This window comes from Zobellia nedashkovskayae (assembly GCF_015330125.1).
Lineage (GTDB): Bacteria > Bacteroidota > Bacteroidia > Flavobacteriales > Flavobacteriaceae > Zobellia > Zobellia nedashkovskayae.
Genome location: NZ_JADDXR010000002.1, coordinates 4,528,306 through 4,551,893, shown reverse-complemented (window position 1 = coordinate 4,551,893; position 23,588 = coordinate 4,528,306). Strand labels below are relative to the sequence as shown.

The 23,588-nt window shown below is 36.6% G+C and carries 25 protein-coding genes; 15 read left to right on the top strand and 10 right to left on the bottom strand.

Annotation, left to right across the window (positions count from 1 at the left end):
* Window positions 1-16: 16 nt before the first annotated feature.
* Window positions 17-781, bottom strand: a complete 765-nt coding sequence (locus IWB64_RS18735; protein ID WP_194535463.1) for a 5'-nucleotidase C-terminal domain-containing protein — start codon at window positions 779-781, stop codon at window positions 17-19.
* A gap of 102 nt (window positions 782-883) precedes the next feature.
* Between IWB64_RS18735 and IWB64_RS18730 the strand changes: the two genes are divergently transcribed.
* The 13 genes from IWB64_RS18730 (at window position 884) to IWB64_RS18670 (ending at window position 13,427) form a co-directional block, all read left to right on the top strand.
* A complete protein-coding gene (locus IWB64_RS18730; protein ID WP_194535462.1) occupies window positions 884-1,417 on the top strand; it encodes a DUF6913 domain-containing protein in 534 nt (177 codons plus the stop codon).
* Window positions 1,417-2,304 (top strand): 4-hydroxy-tetrahydrodipicolinate synthase, encoded by an 888-nt coding sequence (gene dapA, locus IWB64_RS18725; protein ID WP_194535461.1) that lies wholly within the window; start codon window positions 1,417-1,419, stop codon window positions 2,302-2,304. The genes IWB64_RS18730 and dapA overlap by 1 nt, the downstream gene beginning before the upstream one ends.
* Window positions 2,305-2,423: 119 nt before the next feature.
* On the top strand, window positions 2,424-3,248 hold the full coding sequence (locus tag IWB64_RS18720; RefSeq protein ID WP_226975942.1) for an outer membrane protein assembly factor BamD: 825 nt from the start codon (window positions 2,424-2,426) through the stop codon (window positions 3,246-3,248).
* 12 nt (window positions 3,249-3,260) lie between these two features.
* Window positions 3,261-3,593 (top strand): DNA-directed RNA polymerase subunit omega, encoded by a 333-nt coding sequence (locus tag IWB64_RS18715; protein WP_194535459.1) that lies wholly within the window; start codon window positions 3,261-3,263, stop codon window positions 3,591-3,593.
* Between the two features lie 3 nt (window positions 3,594-3,596).
* Entirely contained in the window at window positions 3,597-4,802 is a 1,206-nt protein-coding gene (gene coaBC / locus IWB64_RS18710; RefSeq protein WP_194535458.1) for a bifunctional phosphopantothenoylcysteine decarboxylase/phosphopantothenate--cysteine ligase CoaBC, read from the top strand.
* On the top strand, window positions 4,795-5,682 hold the full coding sequence (gene porD, locus IWB64_RS18705; RefSeq protein ID WP_194535457.1) for a type IX secretion system protein PorD: 888 nt from the start codon (window positions 4,795-4,797) through the stop codon (window positions 5,680-5,682). The genes coaBC and porD overlap by 8 nt, the downstream gene beginning before the upstream one ends.
* A gap of 55 nt (window positions 5,683-5,737) precedes the next feature.
* A complete protein-coding gene (recN, locus tag IWB64_RS18700) occupies window positions 5,738-7,390 on the top strand; it encodes a DNA repair protein RecN (RefSeq protein ID WP_194535456.1) in 1,653 nt (550 codons plus the stop codon).
* A 154-nt stretch (window positions 7,391-7,544) separates the two neighbouring features.
* A complete protein-coding gene (locus IWB64_RS18695; RefSeq protein ID WP_155595895.1) occupies window positions 7,545-8,357 on the top strand; it encodes an enoyl-ACP reductase FabI in 813 nt (270 codons plus the stop codon).
* 126 nt (window positions 8,358-8,483) lie between these two features.
* Window positions 8,484-9,485 (top strand): glycosyltransferase, encoded by a 1,002-nt coding sequence (locus IWB64_RS18690; RefSeq protein ID WP_194535455.1) that lies wholly within the window; start codon window positions 8,484-8,486, stop codon window positions 9,483-9,485.
* A gap of 123 nt (window positions 9,486-9,608) precedes the next feature.
* Window positions 9,609-10,454: a CdaR family protein gene (locus IWB64_RS18685; RefSeq protein WP_194535454.1), complete on the top strand. Its 846-nt coding sequence runs from the start codon at window positions 9,609-9,611 to the stop codon at window positions 10,452-10,454.
* Complete coding sequence (coaE, locus tag IWB64_RS18680; RefSeq protein ID WP_194535453.1) at window positions 10,451-11,038, top strand: dephospho-CoA kinase; 588 nt, start codon at window positions 10,451-10,453, stop codon at window positions 11,036-11,038. The genes IWB64_RS18685 and coaE overlap by 4 nt, the downstream gene beginning before the upstream one ends.
* 83 nt (window positions 11,039-11,121) lie before the next feature.
* Window positions 11,122-12,705 (top strand): sensor histidine kinase, encoded by a 1,584-nt coding sequence (locus tag IWB64_RS18675; RefSeq protein ID WP_194535452.1) that lies wholly within the window; start codon window positions 11,122-11,124, stop codon window positions 12,703-12,705.
* Window positions 12,706-12,716: 11 nt separating this feature from the next.
* Entirely contained in the window at window positions 12,717-13,427 is a 711-nt protein-coding gene (locus IWB64_RS18670) for a response regulator transcription factor (RefSeq protein WP_155595900.1), read from the top strand.
* A 61-nt stretch (window positions 13,428-13,488) separates the two neighbouring features.
* Here IWB64_RS18670 and IWB64_RS18665 read toward each other — a convergent pair whose 3' ends face one another.
* Genes IWB64_RS18665 through IWB64_RS18635 form a run of 7 tightly spaced genes read right to left on the bottom strand, consistent with a single transcriptional unit; the run spans window position 13,489 to window position 19,726 of the window.
* Window positions 13,489-13,980, bottom strand: coding sequence for a gluconokinase (locus IWB64_RS18665; protein WP_194535451.1), 492 nt, complete (start codon window positions 13,978-13,980; stop codon window positions 13,489-13,491).
* The gene (gene miaA, locus IWB64_RS18660; protein ID WP_194535450.1) at window positions 13,970-14,911 is read right to left on the bottom strand and encodes a tRNA (adenosine(37)-N6)-dimethylallyltransferase MiaA; all 942 of its coding nucleotides are present in this window, start codon (window positions 14,909-14,911) and stop codon (window positions 13,970-13,972) included. The genes IWB64_RS18665 and miaA overlap by 11 nt, the downstream gene beginning before the upstream one ends.
* The gene (locus tag IWB64_RS18655) at window positions 14,911-15,759 is read right to left on the bottom strand and encodes an ion transporter (protein WP_194535449.1); all 849 of its coding nucleotides are present in this window, start codon (window positions 15,757-15,759) and stop codon (window positions 14,911-14,913) included. Before IWB64_RS18655 ends, miaA begins: the two co-directional genes overlap by 1 nt.
* Before the next feature lie 6 nt (window positions 15,760-15,765).
* Window positions 15,766-17,133: an exonuclease domain-containing protein gene (locus tag IWB64_RS18650; protein WP_194535448.1), complete on the bottom strand. Its 1,368-nt coding sequence runs from the start codon at window positions 17,131-17,133 to the stop codon at window positions 15,766-15,768.
* A gap of 51 nt (window positions 17,134-17,184) precedes the next feature.
* On the bottom strand, window positions 17,185-17,838 hold the full coding sequence (locus IWB64_RS18645) for a YggS family pyridoxal phosphate-dependent enzyme (RefSeq protein WP_194535447.1): 654 nt from the start codon (window positions 17,836-17,838) through the stop codon (window positions 17,185-17,187).
* 24 nt (window positions 17,839-17,862) lie between these two features.
* On the bottom strand, window positions 17,863-18,750 hold the full coding sequence (locus IWB64_RS18640; RefSeq protein ID WP_194535446.1) for a 3-hydroxyacyl-CoA dehydrogenase family protein: 888 nt from the start codon (window positions 18,748-18,750) through the stop codon (window positions 17,863-17,865).
* A gap of 16 nt (window positions 18,751-18,766) precedes the next feature.
* Window positions 18,767-19,726: a Gfo/Idh/MocA family protein gene (locus IWB64_RS18635; RefSeq protein ID WP_194535445.1), complete on the bottom strand. Its 960-nt coding sequence runs from the start codon at window positions 19,724-19,726 to the stop codon at window positions 18,767-18,769.
* 162 nt (window positions 19,727-19,888) lie between these two features.
* Between IWB64_RS18635 and IWB64_RS18630 the strand changes: the two genes are divergently transcribed.
* The gene (locus IWB64_RS18630) at window positions 19,889-20,530 is read left to right on the top strand and encodes a protein-L-isoaspartate(D-aspartate) O-methyltransferase (RefSeq protein WP_155595908.1); all 642 of its coding nucleotides are present in this window, start codon (window positions 19,889-19,891) and stop codon (window positions 20,528-20,530) included.
* Window positions 20,531-20,539: 9 nt separating this feature from the next.
* On the opposite strand, the gene smpB is transcribed toward IWB64_RS18630, so the two are convergent.
* Both smpB and IWB64_RS18620 read right to left on the bottom strand, forming a co-directional pair.
* Entirely contained in the window at window positions 20,540-21,004 is a 465-nt protein-coding gene (gene smpB, locus IWB64_RS18625) for an SsrA-binding protein SmpB (protein WP_194535444.1), read from the bottom strand.
* Window positions 21,005-21,116: 112 nt separating this feature from the next.
* Window positions 21,117-21,674: a SixA phosphatase family protein gene (locus IWB64_RS18620; protein ID WP_194535443.1), complete on the bottom strand. Its 558-nt coding sequence runs from the start codon at window positions 21,672-21,674 to the stop codon at window positions 21,117-21,119.
* 99 nt (window positions 21,675-21,773) lie between these two features.
* Here IWB64_RS18620 and IWB64_RS18615 point away from each other — a divergent pair, with 99 nt between their 5' ends.
* Window positions 21,774-23,558, top strand: a complete 1,785-nt coding sequence (locus IWB64_RS18615; protein ID WP_194535442.1) for a PorP/SprF family type IX secretion system membrane protein — start codon at window positions 21,774-21,776, stop codon at window positions 23,556-23,558.
* Window positions 23,559-23,588 lie beyond the last annotated feature (30 nt).

Genomic DNA, 23,588 nt, shown 5'->3' with positions numbered 1-23,588 from the left:
GTTTCGTTTTTTGGTGCTAATCCAGTTTAATAAATCTATTATCAATAACAGGTTTAAGCGTGTCTATTTTCTTAAAATAGTCAATCATGGCATTTCTAATCAAATAATCAGTGTTCGTAATGTTTACAGCATCTTCAAAAAAGACCATGCTGTCACCTCCGTTTACCAAATAGTTTGATGTTGCTACATAATAGGTTCTATCTTCTTCCAAAGGCTTGCCCTGGATGGAGATAGACTGAATTTCATTTTCTGCGTCTAATGTTAGTTGTAATCCAGCTATTGGATGAGCACGACCGGAATCTCTCAAATAGGACGCCATTTTCAATATAGAACTGCCTTTAAGCTCAGCTACTACTATAGAATTTTCAAAAGGCATGACTTCAAAAGCAGTACGTGAAGAAACATTTCCTTTGGAAATTAAGGACCGAATACCTCCATGATTCAATAAGACAAGGTCAATGGTGTGTCCTGTTCTTGATTTAAATATAGGGTTGGCTTCAGATAAGACAATATCGGCCATTAGGTTTCCTGCTGTGGTATTTAGCTCTCCGTCTGTTTTTGAAATAGGGTAGGGAGCGTAGGCCAATGTGCTGTCAAGAACGTGGTTTATCCTTTCACGATAGGGCTTTACCAAGGTTTCAATAGACCCGGTAGTTGTTAATGAACTGTCTATAACAATCTGTTTTGCATCTATCTTTTGAAGGCTGGGCTGTTGCTCACCACAGGAATACAAAAAAGCAATTGTTATAAATATAACAAAGTGTTTTATTTTTAAAACCATATTTCGTTTTATCTTAGCAGCATATTATGCGTGGAGATTCTTTACATTTGTAGAACCCATTCCAAATTTTACATACCAGAATGGTTCAAAATGTAAAAGTACATGTTTAAGGGAATAAAAGATAAGTTCAAGCACAAATCGGGCGTTAAATTTCTGAAACAAGAGTTGGCCAAAGATCCGCCGGTAATTGAAAGAAGTAAAGGTATTACTTCCATAGGTTGCATTGTAGATTTAGACGACTTTGATGATGCAAACCAATTTTATGGGTTTGTAGAGGATTATAATTTACGACCGAATGCGGTAAAAATTATTGGTTATAAAAGTTATTACGACAAGAATTCGCCATATTCTACCCCTGTATTTTCCGATAAGGACCTTGGGTGGAATGGAGCTATAGAAAATAGTTATGCATTAGAATTCTTAAGTAGGGAGTATGATTTACTCGTAAACTATTATACCAGCGATAATTTATTATTGCAGTTGATGAGCGTTAAAACAAAAGCCCGATTTCGTGTAGGTTTCAAAGAGGTGGATCTCATATATAATGATTTGATAATGGATTCGCCATTGAAAGAATTTAAGACCTTTAAAACGGAGCTTAAAAAATATCTTGGCGTTTTAAACGAAATTGAATAATGAAGCAATTAATTGGTACAGGTGTGGCTTTGGTCACTCCGTTCAAAACAGATTTTTCGGTAGACATAGATGCGTTGCATCGTATTGTGAACTATTGTGTGGACGGCGGTGTAGATTATTTGGTAGTATTGGGTACTACTGGTGAATCCGTAACACTTACCAAAGAAGAGAAACAATTGGTTATAGATACCGTAACCATTGCCAATGCAGGTAGATTACCTTTGGTAGTAGGCGTGGGCGGTAATAATACGGTTGCCGTAATTGAAGAATTGCAGAAACTAGACCTTACTAATTTTGATGCTGTGCTATCGGTATCTCCTTATTATAACAGACCTACTCAAGAAGGGATTTTCCAACACTTTAAGGCTATTGCCCAAGTGTCTGCAAAACCCATAATCCTTTATAACGTACCGGGAAGAACGGGAAGTAATATGCTTCCGGAAACTGTTGTTCGTTTGGCTACAGAGGTCGAGAATATTGTTGGAATAAAAGATGCATCTGGTGATATGATTCAGTTGCAGGAATTAATTAAAGATTGTCCAAAAGACTTTCATGTGATTTCTGGTGATGATTTTACCGCTTTAGCTACTGTTTTAGCAGGAGGTTCCGGTGTTATTTCTGTTTTAGGTCAAGGACTTCCTTCAGAATTCTCTAGAATGATTCGTTCTGGTTTAGACCGAAATGTAGATGACGCTTACCGACAACATTACGAACTTCAAGAAGGCATGGGATTAATTTTTCAGGAAGGTAACCCTGCTGGGATAAAAACTATATTTGAGATATTAGGTTTAGCTGGTGCTACAGTTAGACTTCCGCTCATAGAAGCTTCCGATAGTCTCAAAAAGAACATCGCCGACTTTGTAAAACCTTTTAAGGTTTTTGCATAGTGATGTTAAATGTTCCCCAAAAGCATTGGTATAAGGGTTCTAGAATGCTATTTTAGCTACTTTATTTTTTGTTTTTTATATCCATTCGGAATCCGTAATTTTGCAAAATGCTTTTTAAAATGAGGTTAATTGTCCCTATCTTACTACTCGCTTTGATTTCACAGTCATGTAGCGAATATCAAAAGGTGCTTAAAAATGAAGATGTTAAGCCTAAATATGATCTAGCTCAGAAATTCTATGAAGAAGGTGATATGAAAAGGGCCAATCGTCTTTTTGAACAAATTGCACCTAAATATGTGGGTAAACCTCAGGGCGAACGTGTAATGTTCTTCTTGGCAGATACGTATTTTCAAAGAAAAGATTACAATATGGCGGGCTATCAGTTCGAACGTTTTGTGAAATCTTACTCTAAGAGTGATAAAGTGGCAGAAGCTTCTTTTTTAGGAGCAAAGAGTTATTTTAAGCTTTCACCGGTATATTCTTTGGACCAAACGGATACAGATAAAGCATTGGGAAAATTGCAGTTGTTTATTAACTCATATCCTGATTCGGAATATTTTTCTGAGGCCAATGCCATGGCAAAAGAGTTAACGACCAAGAAAGAGCACAAAGCTTACGAAATAGCCAAGCAGTTCAATAAATTAGGTCAATTTGATTTTACGTTTCTAACGCCTGCAGTAGCAGCGTTTGATAACTTTATATCGGATTTCCCTGGATCTGTTTATCGTGAAGATGCAATGTTTTACAGATTCGAATCGGCTTCCCGATTTGCGTTGAATAGTTTTGAAAGGTTACAAGAAGAGCGTTTAAAAGAGGCTATCGCCGATTATAACACGTTTAAAAAACAGTTTCCAGAATCAGAACATGCCGATGAGGCAGAAAAGATACTTGAAAAAGTAAAATTAGAATTACAGGGTTTTACCCAAGCTAAAGAAGCAAAATAAAATAGTTTGACTATGAATATGAACGATCTTAAGAATTCAAGTGCTCCAGTTTCCACAGTAACGATCAACAAAAATGAGTTTGACCGTCCAACGGATAACATTTATGAGGCAATTTCAATTGCCGCTAAAAGAGCTGTACAGATCAATTCTGAAATTAAGAAAGAACTTCTAGAAAAATTAGAGGAGTTTGCTACGTATAGCGACAGCCTAGAGGAAGTTTTTGAAAATAAGGAACAGATAGAAGTATCTAAATTCTACGAAAAATTACCTAAGCCACATGCTTTAGCAGTTGAAGAGTGGTTGAATGACAAGATATATCACAGGAATACGGAGAAAGACCAGTAGTATATGCTAGGCGGAAAGAACATTCTTTTAGGCATTACCGGAGGAATTGCCGCTTACAAAACTACCTTTCTCGTACGTTTACTGATTAAAGCTGGCGCTAATGTCAAAATTATTTTGACAGATAGCGCCAGCTCTTTTGTTTCCCCACTTACGCTAGCTACACTTTCAAAAAACCCGGTGCTAACTTCATTGGTCAATGAGGATGATGGAGCAACGGAATGGAATAATCATGTAGAATTAGGTCTATGGGCAGACTTAATGGTCGTTGCGCCAGCTACGGCTAATACATTGGCTAAAATGGCTACCGGCACATGCGATAATTTATTGCTGGCCACATACCTTTCGGCAAAATGTCCGGTTTTCTTTGCTCCTGCAATGGATTTGGATATGTATAAACATCCAACTTCTAAAAATTCCTTTGAAAAATTACAATCTTTTGGGAATTTTATGATTCCTGCTACTTCTGGTGAATTGGCAAGCGGCCTGCACGGAGAAGGACGCATGGCGGAACCGGAAGATATGGTCGAGTTCATTAAAGCGTATTTACAAAAAGGACTTCCGCTTAGTGGAAAAAAAGTTCTGATTACTGCCGGACCCACGTATGAAGCCATAGATCCTGTGCGGTTTATTGGCAATCACGCTTCTGGTCAGATGGGGTATGAATTGGCTAAGGTGGCAGCAAATTTAGGAGCACACGTTATTTTGGTCTCTGGACCATCCCGTTTTTCTGTCTCGCATGACCTTATCAATTTAAAAAAAGTAACCTCTGCGGAAGAAATGTACAATGAGGTACATCTGCACTATAAAAATATAGATGTAGCTATCTGCGCTGCTGCAGTTGCGGACTACAGGCCGAAGACGGTAGCTAATCAGAAAATAAAGAAAAAAGAAACCGAATTTTCGATTGACTTGGTGAAGACCAAAGATATCTTGCTATCACTGGGTAATCAGAAGGAAAAGCAGTTTTTGGTTGGTTTTGCTTTGGAGACAGAAAATGAGCTTGAAAATGCTATAGGCAAGCTCAAAAAGAAAAATTTAGATGCCATTGTTCTAAACTCTCTGAACGATAAAGGAGCTGGTTTTGGAAAACCTACGAACAAAATTACTTTCATAGATAAGAATTCTGGAATTAAGCCGTTTGAACTAAAGACAAAGGCAGAGGTGGCCAAAGACATTTTTGATGAAATCTTGAAAAGATACCATGCGTAACTTCATACTTATATTTTTTTGTTCATTTTTTATGATGTCCGTTTCGGCGCAGGAAATGAATTGTGTCGTTACTATAAATGCGGATCAAGTCTCGCAAACCAATCAACAGATCTTTAAAACCTTAGAACGTTCTTTAAATGATTTTATCAATAAGAACAAGTGGACGAATCGTACTTACAAGGATAATGAACGTATAAACAGCCAAATGTTTATTACCATTACAAATTACGAGTCTAATAGATTTGAGGGTAATATTCAGATTCAATCTTCACGTCCTGTTTTTAATACATCATACGAAACCCCTATTTTCAACTATAAGGATAATCAACTCAATTTTGAATACATTGAATTTCAGCCTTTGGTGTTCAATGAAAACGTTTTTGAATCTAATCTTGTAAGTGTTGTTTCTTTTTATGTGTACACCATGTTGGGTCTTGATGCAGATACTTTCTCCTTAGAAGGCGGAACTGAATATTTTAGGAAAGCACAGCAAATTACCACCCAAGCTCAAGGTAGCAATTATACGGGTTGGGATCAAAATAGTGATCGTAGTAGGTTTGAGTTGGTAGATAACCTTTTGTCCAATACCTATCGTGAGTACCGTATAGCTATGTATAATTATCACCGTAAGGGTCTTGATATTCTTGGAGATAATAATAGTACAGGCAAACAAGTTATTGCCGGTACAATGAAACTTTTTGAGACGATGATTAAACGTAGGCCTAACGCTTTTTTGATTCAGACTTTCTTTGATGCCAAGTCAGATGAGATACAAAACATCTTTTCAGACGGGCCAAAAGTAGATATTGTGCAGTTAAAAGAGACGTTAAACAGTATTGCTCCCTTATATTCCAGTACTTGGAACGATATTAAGTACTAGTTCTTTCAGTACCAAATTATCAATTATCTTTACAGCACAAATCGAATAGAAAACTGTGCTAGTACACCTTTCCATAAAAAATTACGCATTAATAGATAATCTCAATGTAGACTTCACCAATGGGTTTACCTGTATTACAGGTGAAACTGGTGCAGGAAAGTCGATTTTGTTGGGTGGTTTGTCCCTAGTTTTGGGAAAACGTGCCGATTTATCTTCTTTAAGAGACAAGGATAAAAAATGCGTTATAGAAGCGGAATTTCAAATTGACAAATATAATTTGGAGTCTTTTTTTAAAGATAACGATTTGGATTACGAGGAACGAACCATCATAAGAAGAGAGATTCAGCCCAGCGGGAAATCCCGTGCTTTTATTAATGATTCACCTGTTACATTAGATATTCTAACCCGTTTGGGTAGTAGTCTTATAGATGTGCATTCCCAGCACCAAACGCTTCAGTTAACGGATAACGATTTTCAGTTAAAGGTAATAGATGCCCTTGCTGATAATAAGAGTGGGCTAGCCGACTATACGGCAAAACTTCTTTTATATAAAACAACTTCAAAAGAGCTATCTGAACTTATTAATTTTCAGAAAGAAGCAAATAAAGAACATGATTACAATAGCTTTCTGTTAGAAGAGCTTCAAGCGGCACCTTTAAAGTTAGGAGTGCAAGAAGATTTGGAAGAGCAGTACGAGCAACTGAACAACGTAGAGAATATTTTAGAACTTATTTCTTCAGGTCACCAACTACTTAATGATGAACAGGTAGGCATTGTAAGTCTACTTACGGAGCTCAAACAAATTGCCAATAGATTATCTGGTTTTGGAACTCAGTATGCAGACCTGAACGAGCGCGTGCAGTCTGTTTTTATAGAAGTTGATGATATAGCTTCCGAACTTCAGAACTATCAGGAGGGAACAGAAGCGAATCCACAGGTACTGGAAGAAATTAATACGAAGTTGCAACAACTTTATGATTTGCAGAAAAAACATGGAGTTCAAGAGGTTTCCGAATTACTGCGAATTAGAGAAGAACTTTCTGAAAAAGTAAGTGTCACAGAAAATCTTGAAGCTGATATAGAAAAGAAAGAAAAAGAGCTTGTAGGTCAAAAAGTCGCCCTGCAGAAAGCAGCCGATGTTCTAACGGCCAAGCGTAAAAAGGTTATCCCGCAACTTAAAAAACAATTAGAAGATTCTCTAAAAGCTTTGGGTATGCCTAGTGCTACTTTTAAGATAGAGCTTTTTAAGGCGAACGACTTTAAAGCAAACGGAGCAGACGGACTTACATTTTTGTTTTCCGCTAATAAAGGAGGTGATTACGGTGAGCTGAAGAAAGTAGCCTCAGGTGGTGAACTTTCCAGGATTATGCTTACCATCAAATCGATATTAGCGAAATACGAAAACTTGCCTACCATCATGTTCGATGAGATTGATACTGGAGTTTCTGGTGAAATCTCAGGTAAAATGGGTGATATTATGCAAGCAATGAGTAAAAGCATGCAAGTGTTCTCTATTACACATTTACCTCAGGTAGCCTCAAAAGGTGATCATCATTTTAAAGTCTATAAGTTGGAAGAAGGTGCCGTTACAAAAACAAACATGAAGCAATTGAACAAAGAGGAAAGGGTAGTGGAGTTGGCTGAAATGTTGGGAGGTAAAGAGTTATCTGATTCCGCTATGGCTCACGCAAGGCAACTTTTGAACTAGAAAAAGAGGTGCTGGACAGGTTGCTAGAGGCTGTATTTGGTTTTTAAGGTGATTTTTAGACTTATAAATACGTTTTTCTTCATGTGGCAACTATTTGTTGCCAACTTTTTAAATATCTTTGGCGCTTTAAGAACAACCAACAGAATCTATCACAATGTCGTATAATTTATTAAAAGGTAAGAGAGGAATTATTTTTGGAGCTTTGGATGAAAATTCAATAGCGTGGAAAACAGCAGAACGTATTCATGAAGAAGGCGGTACTTTTGTTTTGACCAATGCACCTGTAGCCATGCGTTTAGGGCAAATTAAAGATTTGGCCGAAAAAACTGGTTCTCAGGTTATTCCTGCCGATGCAACTAGCGAAGAAGATTTAGCAAACTTGGTAGCTCAGTCAGTTGAAATTCTTGGAGGAAAAATCGATTTTGTATTACATGCAATCGGTATGTCCGTAAACGTTAGGAAAGGACGTTCTTATACTGATGAGAAATATGACTTTACTTCTAAAGGATGGGATGTTTCTGCTTTATCTTTTCATAAGGTGATGCAAAGCTTGTATAAAGCCGATGCTATGGAAGAATGGGGAAGTATAGTTGCTTTGACTTATATGGCAGCACAGCGTGTTTTTCCTGATTATAATGACATGGCAGATAATAAAGCTTATTTAGAGTCTGTAGCACGTAGTTTTGGTTATTTCTTCGGAAAAGAGAAAAATGTTCGTGTGAATACCATATCACAATCACCAACACCAACCACAGCCGGTCAGGGTGTGAAAGGTTTTGGCGGTTTTATTAGTTATGCTGAAAAAATGTCGCCTTTAGGGAATGCAACGGCATTAGAATGTGCAGACTATACTGTTACTCTTTTCTCTGACCTTACCAGAAAAGTTACAATGCAAAACTTGTTTCATGATGGTGGTTTCTCAAATACAGGTGTTAGCCAAGAGATTATAGAACGTTTTACCGAGTAGAAATAAAATAGCTTTCAATAGATTAAATTCTGGCGAAGAATATTTGTTTTCGGCATATATTATGGGCATTTTACATTACCTACTTAAGTAATGAAAAATGCCCTAAGAACTTCCGTATAAAAGCTCATGGATTTATCTTTTTCGTTTATAGTTCCTGTTTATAATAGACCCGATGAAATAGCGGAGCTGCTAGAAAGTCTAGCGCACCAGACCTATTCCAAGGATTTTGAAGTATTGATTGTAGAAGACGGCTCAACACTTTCTTCGGAAGAAGTGGTGGAGAAATATAAGGATAAGCTTACTATTTCATATTACAAAAAGTCCAATTCAGGACCTGGAGATTCTAGGAATTACGGAATGGCCCTTGCCAAGGGCAATTACTTTCTTATTGTAGATTCAGATTGTATGATTCCGCCGCAGTATTTAGATGCGGTAGATAATGCTTTGAGAAATAACTTTGTTCACTGTTTTGGTGGACCCGATGCTGCTCATGAGTCTTTTGGGCTTTTGCAAAAAGCTATTAACTATGCTATGACTTCTGTGTTAACCACTGGAGGAATTCGTGGGAATAAAAAAGCATTGGATAAGTTTCAGCCTCGCAGCTTTAATATGGGGATTTCTAAAACGGTATTCGAAACCGTTGGTGGATTCGGAAAAATTCATCCTGGTGAAGACCCGGACTTTACGTTTCGCATTTGGAACAAAGGTTTTGATACTAAGCTTATACCTGAAGCTTTTGTATATCATAAGCGTCGTATAGACTGGAATAAGTTTTTTATTCAAGTGAAGAAATTCGGAAGTGTTCGTCCAATTTTAAATAAATGGCACCCAAAGACATCAAAAATGACCTATTGGTTCCCAACATTGTTTTGTTTGGGTTTTTTAGCGTCGCTTTTATTTCTGGCAATAGGGATTAGCTTGCCTATATATTTATATATTATCTATTTTTCGCTCATTTTCTTAGATTCACTTTTAAAGAATAGAAATTTGGCGGTTGCCTTACTTTCTCTAGTGGCTGTAGGTATTCAATTTATGGGATATGGATATGGTTTTTTAAAATCGACCATCTTTCTTAACTTTAGCAAAAAGGAACCGGAAAAATTATTTCCTCACTTATTCTTCAAATAATTGGTAAACTGGATAATAGATAAAGTCAAGAAGGCTCTTAAGAAGAGAAAAGTAAAGATATTTTTGGTGTTTTTATTTTTTTCGACCTTAATATGGCTCATTAATAACCTCTCTGAGAGTTATGTGAGTACGACTAATTTTGATTTGGAATATGTGAACGTTCCAGAAGGTTATTTGTTTAAAGGCGCCACAGATAATGAATTAAAAGTAAAACTTAAGGCAGGTGGATTTCAGCTTCTTGGGTTTAATTTTAAACATGCTAAGGTGTCTATAGATCTTGCCGATGCTTTGCAAAAAGACTCCATATTTTATATTCCTCAAAAAGTATATCGAAAGCAAGTAGAAAGGCAATTAAGTACATCAATGTCTTTAATAGATATTGAAACTGATACCCTCTTCGTGGGTATGTTGGCTGTAATTTCTAAAAAAGTGCCGGTAAGACCCAATGTAGAAGTAAATATGGCCACCAATTACCTTCTAGACGGTAAGATGGAAATACAGCCAGATTCTATTACCATTACAGGTCCTTCCAAAGAAATTGATAGTATAAATGTTGTGCGCACCAATAAGCTAACGCTTCCTGATTTAGATGCTGACTTTTCAGAAACTGTGAATATCTATAAATCTAAATTTCTAAGGAATACCCGGTACTCCGCCAGTAAAGTGGAGCTTACGGCGAAAATTGCTAGATTTTCCGAAAAGGTTTTTGAAGTGCCAATAAAGACCGTACATTTTCCTAGTAATATTGATGTAAAAACATTTCCGGACAAAGTTAATGTTTTGTGTAAGGCCAAGTTAAAACGACTTAAAAAATTGGAGGCATCAGATTTTGAAGTCATTGTAGACTACGGACAATTGAAAGACGGAAATACAGATGAATTGCAATTAGAATTAAGGAAAAAACCAAGTGGTCTGCACAGTGTAAAACTGGAACAGAACAGTGTGGAATATATATTGAACAAAAAATGATAATCGTAGGCTTAACAGGTGGTATAGGGAGTGGTAAGACCACTGTTGCCAAAATGTTTGAGGAGTTGGGTGTACCTGTTTATAATTCTGATGAACGGGCAAAAGACTTAATGCAAAAATTACCAGAGTTAATAACTGCTATAAAAGAACTTCTTGGAAATGAAGCCTATAAGGACGGAAAATTGGATAGGGCCTACGTGTCAAAAAAAGTATTCAATAACAAAGAATTACTGAACACCTTAAACGGGATAGTACATCCTGCTGTTCGAAAAGATTTTATAAGTTGGGCAGAAGATCAAAGCTCAAATTATGTAATTCAAGAAGCGGCCATTATATTTGAAATTGGCTCACAGGATTTTTATGATTGTATCATTTTGGTAACCGCACCTAAGGAGACCAGAATTAACCGTATAATGCAACGCGATGCATCTAATACAGTTGAAGGTATAGAAGCTAGAATGAAAAATCAGTTAAGCGATAATAAGAAAATAGAATCTTCGGACTATATCATCCAAAATGAGAATTTAGAACAAACAAAGGTTCAAGTCTTAGATGTTCATCGCGATTTACTTAATAAAATATAGCCCTCACGCAGTTTTAACATTTTTGTTAAGGTTTGGTTAAACGTATCATCTGCTATATGTTAAATCTTTAATTTTGCTTTCTAATGAATAAGAGGTTATTTGTCCTTTTGGTGGCGTTAATGAGTCTCTCCCTGATAGGAATTATATCTGTTCAGTTCTTGTGGATAAAGCAGTCTGTGGAAGACAAGGAAGAACAGTTTTCTAATACAGTATCGGAGGTTTTAAATGAAGTTTCCGATAAAATAGAAGAGCGGGAAACAAAGGATTATTTTGAGCGTTACATAAACATAAAAGATAGTGTAGGTGAGCCTAAAAGCTCTCATTTAAGAAATATCTTTTTTATAGACCGTGATATAAATTCCAATGAGATTCGGTTTTATTCCCATGGTATTTTAGAAGAAGATTATAATATAGCATCTACGTTCTTTGATAATGGTAATGGTAGTGATACGATTACTACAATTAAAAATTATACTAGCAAGCGTACCAAAACAATCTTTAAAGAAGATTACGGGTTGGACGGTAAAGAGTATAAACTGAATGCAGTACAGAAACTTGAAAAAATAGGAGGACTGTCGGCTATTGAAAAAGCCCAGTTCGAAGATGTTTTTAGTGAGTATGCCAAAAAAGTGCCTATTCATAAAAGGGTTTCCAATCAAGAAATACAATTGCTTCTTGATCGTGAACTAAAGAATAGAAACCTTAATATTGAATACGAATATGGGGTGTATAGCAGAGGGCTTCCCACTAAGGTAAAGTCTAGGAAGTTTAAGTTCGAAAAGGATATGCTTTATGAGACTGCTATTTTTAAGGATAGTGAAGGGGCAAGTAATTTCTCTTTGTTGATTTCATTTCCAAAGAAAAAGAAGTTTCTGATTCAGTCTATTATAAAAATGGCGCTTTTGTCATTGCTTTTTACATTGGTTATCGTTATAGCATATTCTGGGGCAATTTACCAGTTAATACGTCAAAAGCAGATTGCCGAGATAAAGTCTGACTTTATTAATAATATGACGCATGAGTTTAAAACGCCCATTGCTACTATAAACTTGGCTGTAGAAGCTATTAGAAATCCCAAGATAATTGCTGATCCTGAAAAGGTGGATCGATATCTAACAATGATTCGTGAAGAGAATAAAAGAATGCATGCTCAAGTAGAAAATGTATTGCGTATATCTAAGCTAGAAAAGAATCAGCTAGATATTAGTAAGGATAGGGTAGATGTTCACGACATAATAGAGGATGCAATAGCTCATGTAGAACTTATTGTAGCTGATAGAGGTGGATATATAGAGACGCATTTAGATGCTTCGAGAACGGAAGTTTTGGCTAGTGAAATGCATTTTACCAATGTAATTGTAAATATTCTTGACAACGCTATAAAGTATTCAGTAGAAGCACCAAGAATAGATATTTATACAGAGGTTGTTAAAAATTATATAGTAATAAAAGTAAAAGATCAAGGAGCCGGAATGAGTAAGGCAGTGGTCAAAAAAGTATTTGAAAAATTCTACCGTGAACATACGGGAGATTTACATAATGTTAAGGGGCATGGGCTCGGATTGGCATATGTTAAAAAAATAGTCGATGACCACCAAGGTGAGGTCTACGCAGAAAGTGAAAAAGGAAAGGGAAGTACTTTCTATATAAAATTGCCTTTAATCTAACTCAACAAGTTATGGAAACAGTAAATAAAAAAATACTCTTAGTAGAGGATGATCCCAATTTTGGAATTGTGCTGAAAGATTATTTATCAATGAACGATTTTGATGTCACTTTAGCCAAGAATGGTATGGAGGGATTTGAAAAGTTCAAGAAAGATAATTATGACATCTGTATTTTAGATGTGATGATGCCTTATAAGGATGGTTTTACCTTGGCAAAGGAAATTCGTGAAAAGAACGAGCATGTTCCTATCGTTTTTCTTACCGCTAAAACTATGAAAGAAGATGTTTTAAAAGGATATAAGGCTGGAGCTGATGATTATCTCAACAAGCCATTTGACTCCGAAGTTCTTTTAATGAAATTAAGAGCTATTCTTCAGAGAAAAGCATCTAACACATTGGCAGACAGTAAGAAATTCGAATTTAAAATAGGTAATTTCCAACTGAATTCTAAACTTAGATTTTTAAAGTATAAAGAAGAAGAGGCTATTAAGCTTTCTCCAAAAGAGAATGAGCTTTTACGTCTTTTGGCACTTCATGAAAATGATTTAATGCCTAGAGAGTTGGCATTGACAAAAATATGGAGAGATGATAACTATTTCACGTCTCGTAGTATGGATGTTTATATTGCTAAACTAAGAAAGTATCTTAAGGTAGATGATGCGGTTGAAATCTTAAACATTCACGGAGAAGGTTTCAGATTGGTTGTTAAAGAAGACGTATAAAACCGAATATTTAAAATTAAAAAATCCGTGCTATATTTATATAGCACGGCTTTTTATTTTCTTATAACGCTGTTATTATTTTGAATACAATTTCTTTAGGCGTATGCATTATGGAAACTGTAATGGCGTCTTCCGGTACTTCTAGCGTATTGAATTGTGAATGAAGCAATTCTGGCGGCATAAAATGATTCTGCCGTAGCTCAAGACGAGCCATAATTTCTTCAAAAGAACCTTTCAAGTAAACAAAATTTAGCTTTTTATCAATTCCGTTTTGTAAAATGGTACGGTATTTAGTTTTAAGTGCAGAACAAGCTATAACAGCTCCATTTTTAGTATTCTCAATAGCTAGGACATTTAGTCTTTCTAGCCAACCTTGGCGATCATTGTCATCTAAAGGGTTACCATCGGCCATTTTCTTTACGTTTACTTCCGGATGGTAGTCATCCCCATCATAGAATTCTAAACTCAACTCTTCTGCTAAAAGTTTGCCTATGGTGCTTTTACCAGAGCCGGATACGCCCATGACAAATATTATGGGGTTTTTACTTTTCATTTGGTATAATGTTATTTAAACTCGCTATCAATTCTTGGAAATCTGCATCATAAGAAACCCAAATGGTTGCTTCGTTTTTTTTGAACCAAGTTAATTGTCTTTTGGCAAACCTGCGGGTATTTTTCTTTATTTCTTCTAAAGCGAAAGTAAGGTCACTTTCGGCAATGCTATCTTCTAATTTTTCTTTCTTTTCAAAATAGGTAAAAAGCTCTCGGTAACCAACGGTCTGCAAAGCATTTAGTTCTTTGTACTTCTCTAATTGCTTCGCTTCTTCAATAAGTCCTTCTTGAGCCATGATGTCTACACGTTGGTTAATGCGCTCGTAAATAAGCGTGCGATCAGCTTCTATACCAACAGTAACCGTTTTAAAAGGACGATTTTTTTTGTTTTTGGAAAGAAAAGAGGAGTAAGGTGTATTGGTTCCAATACAAATTTCCAAGGCTCTAATGAGTCTATGTGGGTTGTTTAGATCTACCGTTGCATAATAGTCGGGGTCTCTATTTTTTAAATCGTTTTGCAGGCTTTCAATTCCATTTTCTGCAAATTCTGCATTGAGTTGCTCCCGAATTTTTGGGTCTACCTTTGGAAAATCGTCTAAACCCTCGGCTACGGCTTTAGTATAAAGTCCGCTGCCACCTACCATTATCACAATATCATTTACCTTAAAGAGTTCATCAAGTAAATGAAGGGCATCGCGTTCAAAATCACCTACGGAATAAGAATCAAAAACACTGATGTGTTGTATAAAATGATGTTTGGCTTGCGCTAATTCTTCCGGTGTGGGTACAGCCGTACCTATTCTCATCTCTTTGAAAAACTGCCTAGAGTCTGCCGAGATTATTTCTGTTTTGAAATGTTTTGCGAGAGCTATGGCAAGTTTAGTTTTGCCAATAGCGGTAGGGCCTACAACGGATAAAAGTATTTTCTCCATTACAGTTCGCTTCCACAGTTATAACAATGGGTGGCATCATCTCTGTGCCCTTCTTTTGAACAATTCCTACAAGCTTGCGTGTTGACATGAACAAAATGTTTATCGCCAATTGTTTTTTGTGCTTGCGATTTTTTTCCAAATTCTACAGTTACGATACCTGTTGGAACGGCAATTACGCCATAACCTACAAGCATGATCAAAGTAGCTATAAATTGTCCTTGTGGCGTTATTGGGGCAATGTCTCCATAACCTACCGTAGTAAGGGTTACAATAGTCCAATAGATGCTGGTAGGTATGCTGGTAAAGCCAGCTTCATCCCCTTCTATCAAATACATTAACGTACCTAAGATTACGGAAAGGATAAGTACGGCAAAAAGGAAAACGGTAATTTTTGCTCTGCTTGCCTTTAATGCATTTTTTAATTGAGACGCCTCTCCTAAAAACCTCACCAATTTTAATATCCTGAATACTCTTAAGAGGCGTAGGGACCGAATAGCCAATAATACTTGAGATCCAGCAAAAATATAGGACAAGTACAAAGGAATTGTAGAAAGTAAATCTATTACACCATAGAAGCTAAAAATATAGTTCTTAGGCTGTTTTATACTAACAATTCTAGCTATATATTCTATGGTGAATAGAATAGTAACTATCCATTCTAGAATAAAAAGTATTTCATGATACTCCGCATCTATCCATTTTACGCTCTCTAGCATTACCAAGAGCACACTAATAATAATCAAAACAAACAATAGAATGTCAAACCATTTACCCAAAGGTGTGTCCGCTTCATAAATAACTTCATGAACCTTGTATTTCCAGCCTTTATCGGGTTTGTTTTGTCTCAACTTTTACTAATTACTTATTTCAAGAATTTTTAGACCATGTTTTTTACGCATGTAATTTTCAATAATATGTGTTGTATTATCATTACCCTGCATAGGTGCAATTATAGATTCTAAGATATGAATATTATTGATTTGATGATTAAGGTTATAATAGCCAATACCTTTAAAATCACCATTTTTAATCAATATAGCACTGTATTCACCAATTTCTCGTCCTTTATCTACAATTACAACATTTTTATTATTCAACGAGTATTTGTTAACAGCCTCTGTAACTCTTTGGTTGTAGTCTTCAGCAGGCTCTTTGGATATACATGCGCCAAGACATTCGCCTTCATCGTAATTGGAGCAATTCTTTTTTGCTTCTGATATTCCGTTTAGCTTATCGCAAAGATTAAACTCTCGGGTGATTTTAAAAATGAAATTAGTGGCACCTGCTTCGCTATTGAATGTCGCAAACGCACCATTTCTTCCAGTAATCTTTTTAACCTTTAAAGTGTCATAACCGGTATCATTTTTTTCAACATACACACCATGGCTAAAACTTACGGCTTTTGGTCTATGATTATATTTCGTTCGGATTCTTTTAATTTCTTCGTTCTCTTTTAAGAGAGCTACTAATTCGTTTCCAGTTCTTTCAAAAGTAACTTTTTTGGTGGCTTTTTGTAATTGTCTAGCTCGTCCACCACCTTTAGTAAAATGTTGGTTTACTCTTTTCTTAATGTTCGTGCTTTTCCCTAGATATAATATCTCACCGTCTTTGTCATGCATATAATAAACACCGGTCTCAGAGGGTAAGGAATCTACAATGTCTAATTGACGATCAGAGAGTTCGCCTTCGGTTTCTTTGCGGATGACACTTTTTATAATGGTTTTATCTAGGTCTTTGGAAAGAAGAATTTTAAAGAGTTGCAAGGTTGCCAAAGCATCACCATTTGCTCTGTGACGGTCGCTTACCGCAATACCTAAAGACCTAACTAGCTTACCAAGGCTATGAGATTCTGCTTCGGGAATCAGTTTTTTGGACAGTTCTACCGTACACAAGGTCTTTCGCTCAAAATTATAGCCTAATCTTCTAAATTCTGTTCGTAATATCCTATAATCAAATTGAGCATTATGGGCAATTAGAACGGTGTCTTCTGTAATTTCAACAATCCGTTTGGCAATCTCATGGAATTTGGGGGCGGTTTGTAACATCTTGTTGTTGATACCCGTAAGTTTTACAACAAAGGGTTGAATATCCTTTTCAGGATTTACCAAACTAATAAACTGGTCTACCACTTTATGTCCATCAAATTTATGAATAGCAATTTCGGTAATGCCCTCTTCATTAAATTTCCCTCCTGTGGTCTCTATATCTAAAATGGAATACATGTATGCGTTTTTGTTCTGTGGTGAAGGTCTTTTGTGGTTAAAAGGAAGATATTAATAGTTTCGTTTTCCAAAGATACTACTTCCAATGCGTACCATAGTACTTCCTTCCTCAATAGCCATTTGGTAATCACCACTCATTCCCATGGATAAAATTGTTATCTGTGGGTTTTCTGGTTTAATAGCGTCAAAAATCGATTTCAATTGTTTGAATTCCCTTTTAACTTGCGTTTCGTCATCAGTAAAAGTGGCCATGCCCATTAATCCCACAACATTTATATTTTTAAGCTGATGGTACTCTTCTGATTTAAGAATGGCATTAAGCTCTTCATTATCCAATCCAAACTTGGTATCTTCTTCTGCAATGTGAATCTGAAGGAGGCAATCAATAGTGCGGTTATTTTGTTCCGCTCTTTTGTTGATTTCTGTCAACAACCTAAAACTATCCACACCATGAATCAAATCAACAAATTCAGCCATATATTTGACTTTGTTGCGCTGTAAGTGCCCAATCATATGCCATTTTATGTCCTTGGGAAGTCTTTCCCACTTACCCACCATTTCCTGTACTTTGTTTTCTCCAAAGATGCGCTGGCCGGCAGCATAGGCTTCCATTAAATCTTCGTCTGGTTTCGTTTTGGAAACAGCAACCAAGGTTACGTGGTCAGGAAGTGTATTTTTGATTTCTAAAAGGTTGTCTTTTATCATCGGTAAATTTGTGTATTAAAAATTTTATGAAAATTGAGATGAAACCTTTTCAGCTTTTCTAGACTCGCTATAATCATAGAAACCTTCTCCGGATTTTATACCCAGTTTTTTAGCCGTTACCATATTTACTAATAGTGGACAGGGTGCATACTTAGGGTTCTTAAAGCCATCATACATGACGTTTAGAATTGATAGGCATACATCTAGACCAATAAAATCTGCTAATTGCAGAGGTCCCATTGGGTGCGCCATCCCTAATTGCATTACGGTATCTATTTCCGAAACACCGGCTACGCCATTATAAAGGGTTTCAATAGCCTCGTTAATCATAGGCATTAATATTCTGTTAGCTACAAAACCAGGGTAATCATTTACTTCAGTAGGCGTTTTCCCTAAATGGCTGGACAACTCCATGATTTGCTGTGTAGTTTCGTCAGAAGTACTATAGCCGCGAATAATCTCTACCAATTGCATAATAGGCACCGGATTCATAAAGTGCATACCAATCACTTTCTGTGGTCGGTTTGTTGCCGCCGCAATTTGTGTAATTGATATGGAAGATGTATTGGTTGCTAGAATCGTACTTTCATCGCAAATAGCATCTAGTTCTTTAAAAATACCGAGTTTAACAGTCAAGTTTTCAGAAGCCGCTTCAACTACTAAATTTACGTTTGTAACACCTTCTTTTAAGGTAGTGAAAGTTGAAACGTTGTTTAAAGTAGCTACTTTATCACTCTCGCTTATCTTTTCTTTGGCCAACATTCTGTCAAGATTTTTCGTGATTGTTGTCAACCCTTTGGCTAGCGAATCTTCAGAAATATCGATCAAGTTTACTTTATGGCCGTTTTGAGCAAAAACATGGGCAATTCCATTTCCCATGGTACCGGCACCTATAACCGCTATATGTTGCATATGTGGTGTTTTAGTTCTAAAATGAAGCAATAATCTGCAAGGCTACTTTCAGTGCTTGTGTACCCTGCTTTAAGCTTACGATTGGCGTAGTGTCGTTCGCAATAGCATCGGCAAAACTCTCTAGTTCGTCTAGGATTGCGTTGTTTGTACCCACTTCCGGGTTTTCAAAATAGATTTGCTTTTTTTCGCCTTCTGCGTTTTGCAGTACCATGTCAAAATCGCCCACTTTTTCAGGAGCATCTTTCATTTTTACTACTTCAACTTTTTTCTCTAAGAAGTCTACGGATATGTAGGCATCCTTTTGAAAGAAACGCGATTTACGCATATTCTTCAAGGAAATTCTACTGGCCGTTAAATTGGCCACACAGCCATTTTCAAACTCTATTCGCGCATTGGCAATATCCGGAGATTTACTAATAACAGAAACGCCACTGGCATTAATTTGTTTCACCTCAGAGTTTACTACGCTAAGAATAGCATCTATGTCATGAATCATTAAGTCGAGAACCACTGGTACATCCGTTCCACGTGGGTTGAACTCTGCCAAACGATGACTTTCAATGAACATAGGCGTATTAATCTGATGTTTTACAGCAGAAAAAGCGGGATTAAACCGCTCCACATGTCCTACTTGCCCTTTTACATTATACTTTTTTTCTAATTCCAAAAGCTCTGTGGCTTCTTCGTAAGTATTGGTTATGGGTTTTTCTATGAAGATATGCTTTCCCTTTTCTATGGCCTTTTTGGCGCAATCAAAATGAGAAAGGGTAGGGGTTACAATATCAACCACATCTACCGCTTCTATAAGTTTATTAATGTTCTCATAGTAGTGATATCCAAATTCATCTGCTACTTTTTTTCCATTTATGGCATCTGCATCATAGAAACCAACTAATTCATATTTGTCGGATTCATTAAGTAGACGTAAATGTATTTTTCCTAAATGACCTGCGCCTAATACGCCAACTCTAAGCATAATTTCAATTTATATCAAAAATAAGGATACTTTAGGAGTTTTCGGGTTTGATTAGAGAAGATTCAGGTTTGATAATCTTTAAAAAAATGAAGGCTGACATTTAGGCGGTATACTTGTGAATTGAAGATTTACAAGTTAACTTTACGTTCCAAAACCAAACCGTTGAGAGATACTTTAAAACATAGGGGAATGCGTAATAAGCTGGCCGAAATATTGGTAGCTAAAGGCATTACCGATAAAAATGTACTGGAAGCCATACGTACTATACCGCGGCATTTATTTATGGATAGCAGTTTTGAAGGCCATGCCTATCAAGACAAAGCGTTTCCGATAGGGGCAGACCAGACTATCTCACAACCATATACCGTTGCTTTTCAATCTGAATTGTTGGAGGTAAAACCTGACCATAAAATTCTAGAAATAGGAACGGGAAGTGGATACCAAACCGCAGTATTGTTACTTCTTAGATCAAAGGTTTATACAATTGAACGCCAATCCGAGCTTTTTAAGAAGACTAAAATTTTCTTTAGAAAAATGGGATACCGTCCAAAGAAGCTCATTTTTGGAGATGGTTACAAAGGTCTACCAGGAGAAGCGCCTTATGACGGGATTATTGTTACTGCTGGGGCTCCGGAAGTGCCAAAAGCACTTATGAGTCAATTAAAAATTGGCGGAAGATTGGTGATACCTGTGGGAACGGATGATCAAATTATGACATTATTTATTCGAAAATCTGAAAAGGAATTTGAAAAGAAGGAATTCGGTTCTTTCCGTTTTGTACCGCTTCTTGAAAATAAGAATTAAGCAATCAACTTAATTATTGAAACTTTTCTTTATTCTTGAAAGATCACGTTGGTTATCACGGTCTTTCAGGGTTTCGCGTTTGTCATATAGTTTTTTACCCTTTCCTAACGCAATTTTTAATTTAGCTAGTCCTCTATCGTTTGTGAATAGGTTTATGGGTACAATGGTAAAACCAGAAGTGGTGACTTCTTTGCGCAATTTAGTAAGCTCGCGCTTGTTCATTAGCAACTTACGTTCGGCCTTTGGCTTGTGATTAAAGTGGGAAGCGTGAGAATACTCATCAATTTGCATGTTGATGACAAAAAGCTCTCCGCGGTCGTTAAACTCGCAAAAACTCTGAGTTATTGACGCTTTACCCTCTCGGATAGATTTTATTTCACTTCCTGCCAAAACAATACCAGCTACATAAGTGTCTATGAACTCGTATTCAAACTTGGCCTTTTTATTCTTTATGTTGACGTTCTTTTGAACCATAGCACAAAAATAGTGAAGTTCTCTAAATTATAGGCTAATTCATTGGCATAGAAAAGCGATAAGGGTATATTAAAAATTGATACCACTTACAATATATACCTAAGAAATTCGGTTAACGTTCTTTTGGGCAGTTACAGTTAATGTGGATGCGTTGTGAAGTGGCTTGACCGTTAGCGAGTTGAACTATAAAAAGACTCCCGTTATCGCTATCGTCCATTTCGTAATATAAATCTTCGCCAATCATCTTATTTACGAATTCAGGCGTGGTGTTGCTATGGCCAACAACAAGGACTTTTTTACCTAGATTATCGGTCTTAAACCGTTCTATGTTTACATTCTGAGGTTCATAGTATTTTACATCAAGCTCTTTTTTGACAGCGGTTGGTGCTGCGGTCATAGAAGTTCTTTCGTAGTCTGTAGTGTAAATAACGTCTAGCTCAACGTCTTTTAGAATTTCGGCCCAATGCATAGCTCTTCCTAAGCCACGTTGATTTAATTCTGGATCTGTATTTTCGGTATCTGATCGGTCTTTCTCAGCATGGCGAATAAAATAGAAGGTAGAAACAACACCTTTGGCGTTTGTATCTTGGTCTGCTTTTTGACCGTCCTTGCAACTTGTGAAAATTAACGTGACAAAAAGAATAATATAAAGGGATTTGATCCGTTGCATAATAAGTAATAGTTTTTGGTTGAAAACTCTTGCATAAATATTAACTAAATTTAAACAGAAAAAGTATGTAAGAATACTGGTTTTTGTTTTTTTGTAATCATGCTCAGAACTATATATACATTTCTTTTTTTACTGTCTGTTTTGGTTCTGCGGAGTCAAGAATCTCGTTTACCTGCAGATTTAAGGCAACATAATTTAACGACTTACAACGCAAGTCTATTTAATCCCGCTTATTCGGTAGATAGAAACAATGCCAATTCTTTGGCTTATTGGGTGCGTTGGCAATGGCAAACTATAGATGGTAACCCTACAACCCAATTTTTAAATTACACCAGAAAATTAAACAATAAGTCTACTGTTGGCGCTGCATTTTTTCAGCAAAATACAGGTATCTATTTTGATACGGGTGGGGTAATCAACTACGCATATAGTTTTGACCTCAATGAAACAGTAAAATTATCGGTTGGAGCTAATGTTTTTGGGTTTCAGCAATCTTTGGCAGATGACCGTTTTATTGTTGATCCAGATTTTCCATTGCCACAGTCATCATCTGTTGATGATTTTATTTTGCAAATGGCGCCGGGTGTTAGTCTTAGTGTAGAAAGACTTACGTTGGGTTTTGCTTCCGAAAATTTATTCGATTATAATTTTACAGAAAAAGAAGTCAATACGGAGAAAGAAGATAAAGTATATATGGGTCTTGTTTCCTATGATTTTCCGGTTACGCTAGGGGCTGCAATGAATGCATTTGTGCGCCCATCTATGTACTTACGTACTATTCCGGGGCAGGCCAATCAAATTGGTTTTAACGCCCTTTTGAACACTAATAAATATTGGGGCCAGTTAGGATTTAATAATTTTTACGGATATGGTGTAGGCGTAGGAGGCACCTTTTTTAATCATGTGTCTTTAGGTGCGTTGGTAGAGTTTGGAGCAGATTCATCAGTAAGTACAGAATCTTCTTTTGAGTTGATGGCCGCGTATTTCTTTGGTAAACCCGAAGAGCGACATAAAATGGTTGGTTCTGTGATTTCAGAAGAAAATGAGTTGGACCAAATAGAATCTGCCGCGTTGGCTAAGGCCGAAGCAGAAGAGGTAAAGAAAAACGAAACTCTTACCGAAGAACTTGAAAAAGCAGAGGAACTAGCGGAAGAATCTAAATCAGAAGGTAAACTAGCTAAAAAACAAGAAAAGGAACGCCGTAAGCAGGAAAAAAGTGCCCAAGATTCTATAGCGAAAGCTGAAAAAGAAACAGCGTTAGCTTTAAAGAAAGAAGAGAAGCGTCTCAAGAAAGAGGCTGAAGAGCAAATGAAAGTTGAAGAAGCATTGGTGGAAGCTACTGAAAAAGAAGCTATGCAGCAGAAAGACGAAATGGCTCAAAAAGCGAAAGCGGCAGAACTTGCAAAAATTGAAGAGGCAGAACAGGTAAGAAAATTAGACGCAATCAATAAAGCCAAACAAGAAAAAGCCTTGGCTGAAGCACAAAAAATTAAAGAAGCAAAAGAGAAAGCTGAAGCCGCCGCTGTTGCTGCAGTAAAACCGGTTCAAGAGAAAGCAGCCCAAGAAACTAAATTGACACAACAAGAAGCGGTTACACCTCGTAAAGGAGAGAAGTATGAAGAAGTCCAGGCTGAGGCCGGGCTAGAGCCAGGCTATTACTTAATAGCAAATGTGTTTGGTACCAAAAAGTACTTTGATGCCTTTGTGGCCGATTTGGAAAGAAAAGGACTTCAGCCAGATTCATTTATACGCAGCAAGAACAAATTCCATTATGTGTATTTAAACCGTTTTGATACAATGGGGCAAGCCAGAAATGCAAGAGACAGCAATTTTGACGGTAAGTTCAGCGGAAAGACTTGGATTTTTAGAGTGGTAGGGAAGTAAGGTAAATAGGCAACAGGTTGTTTAAAGTTT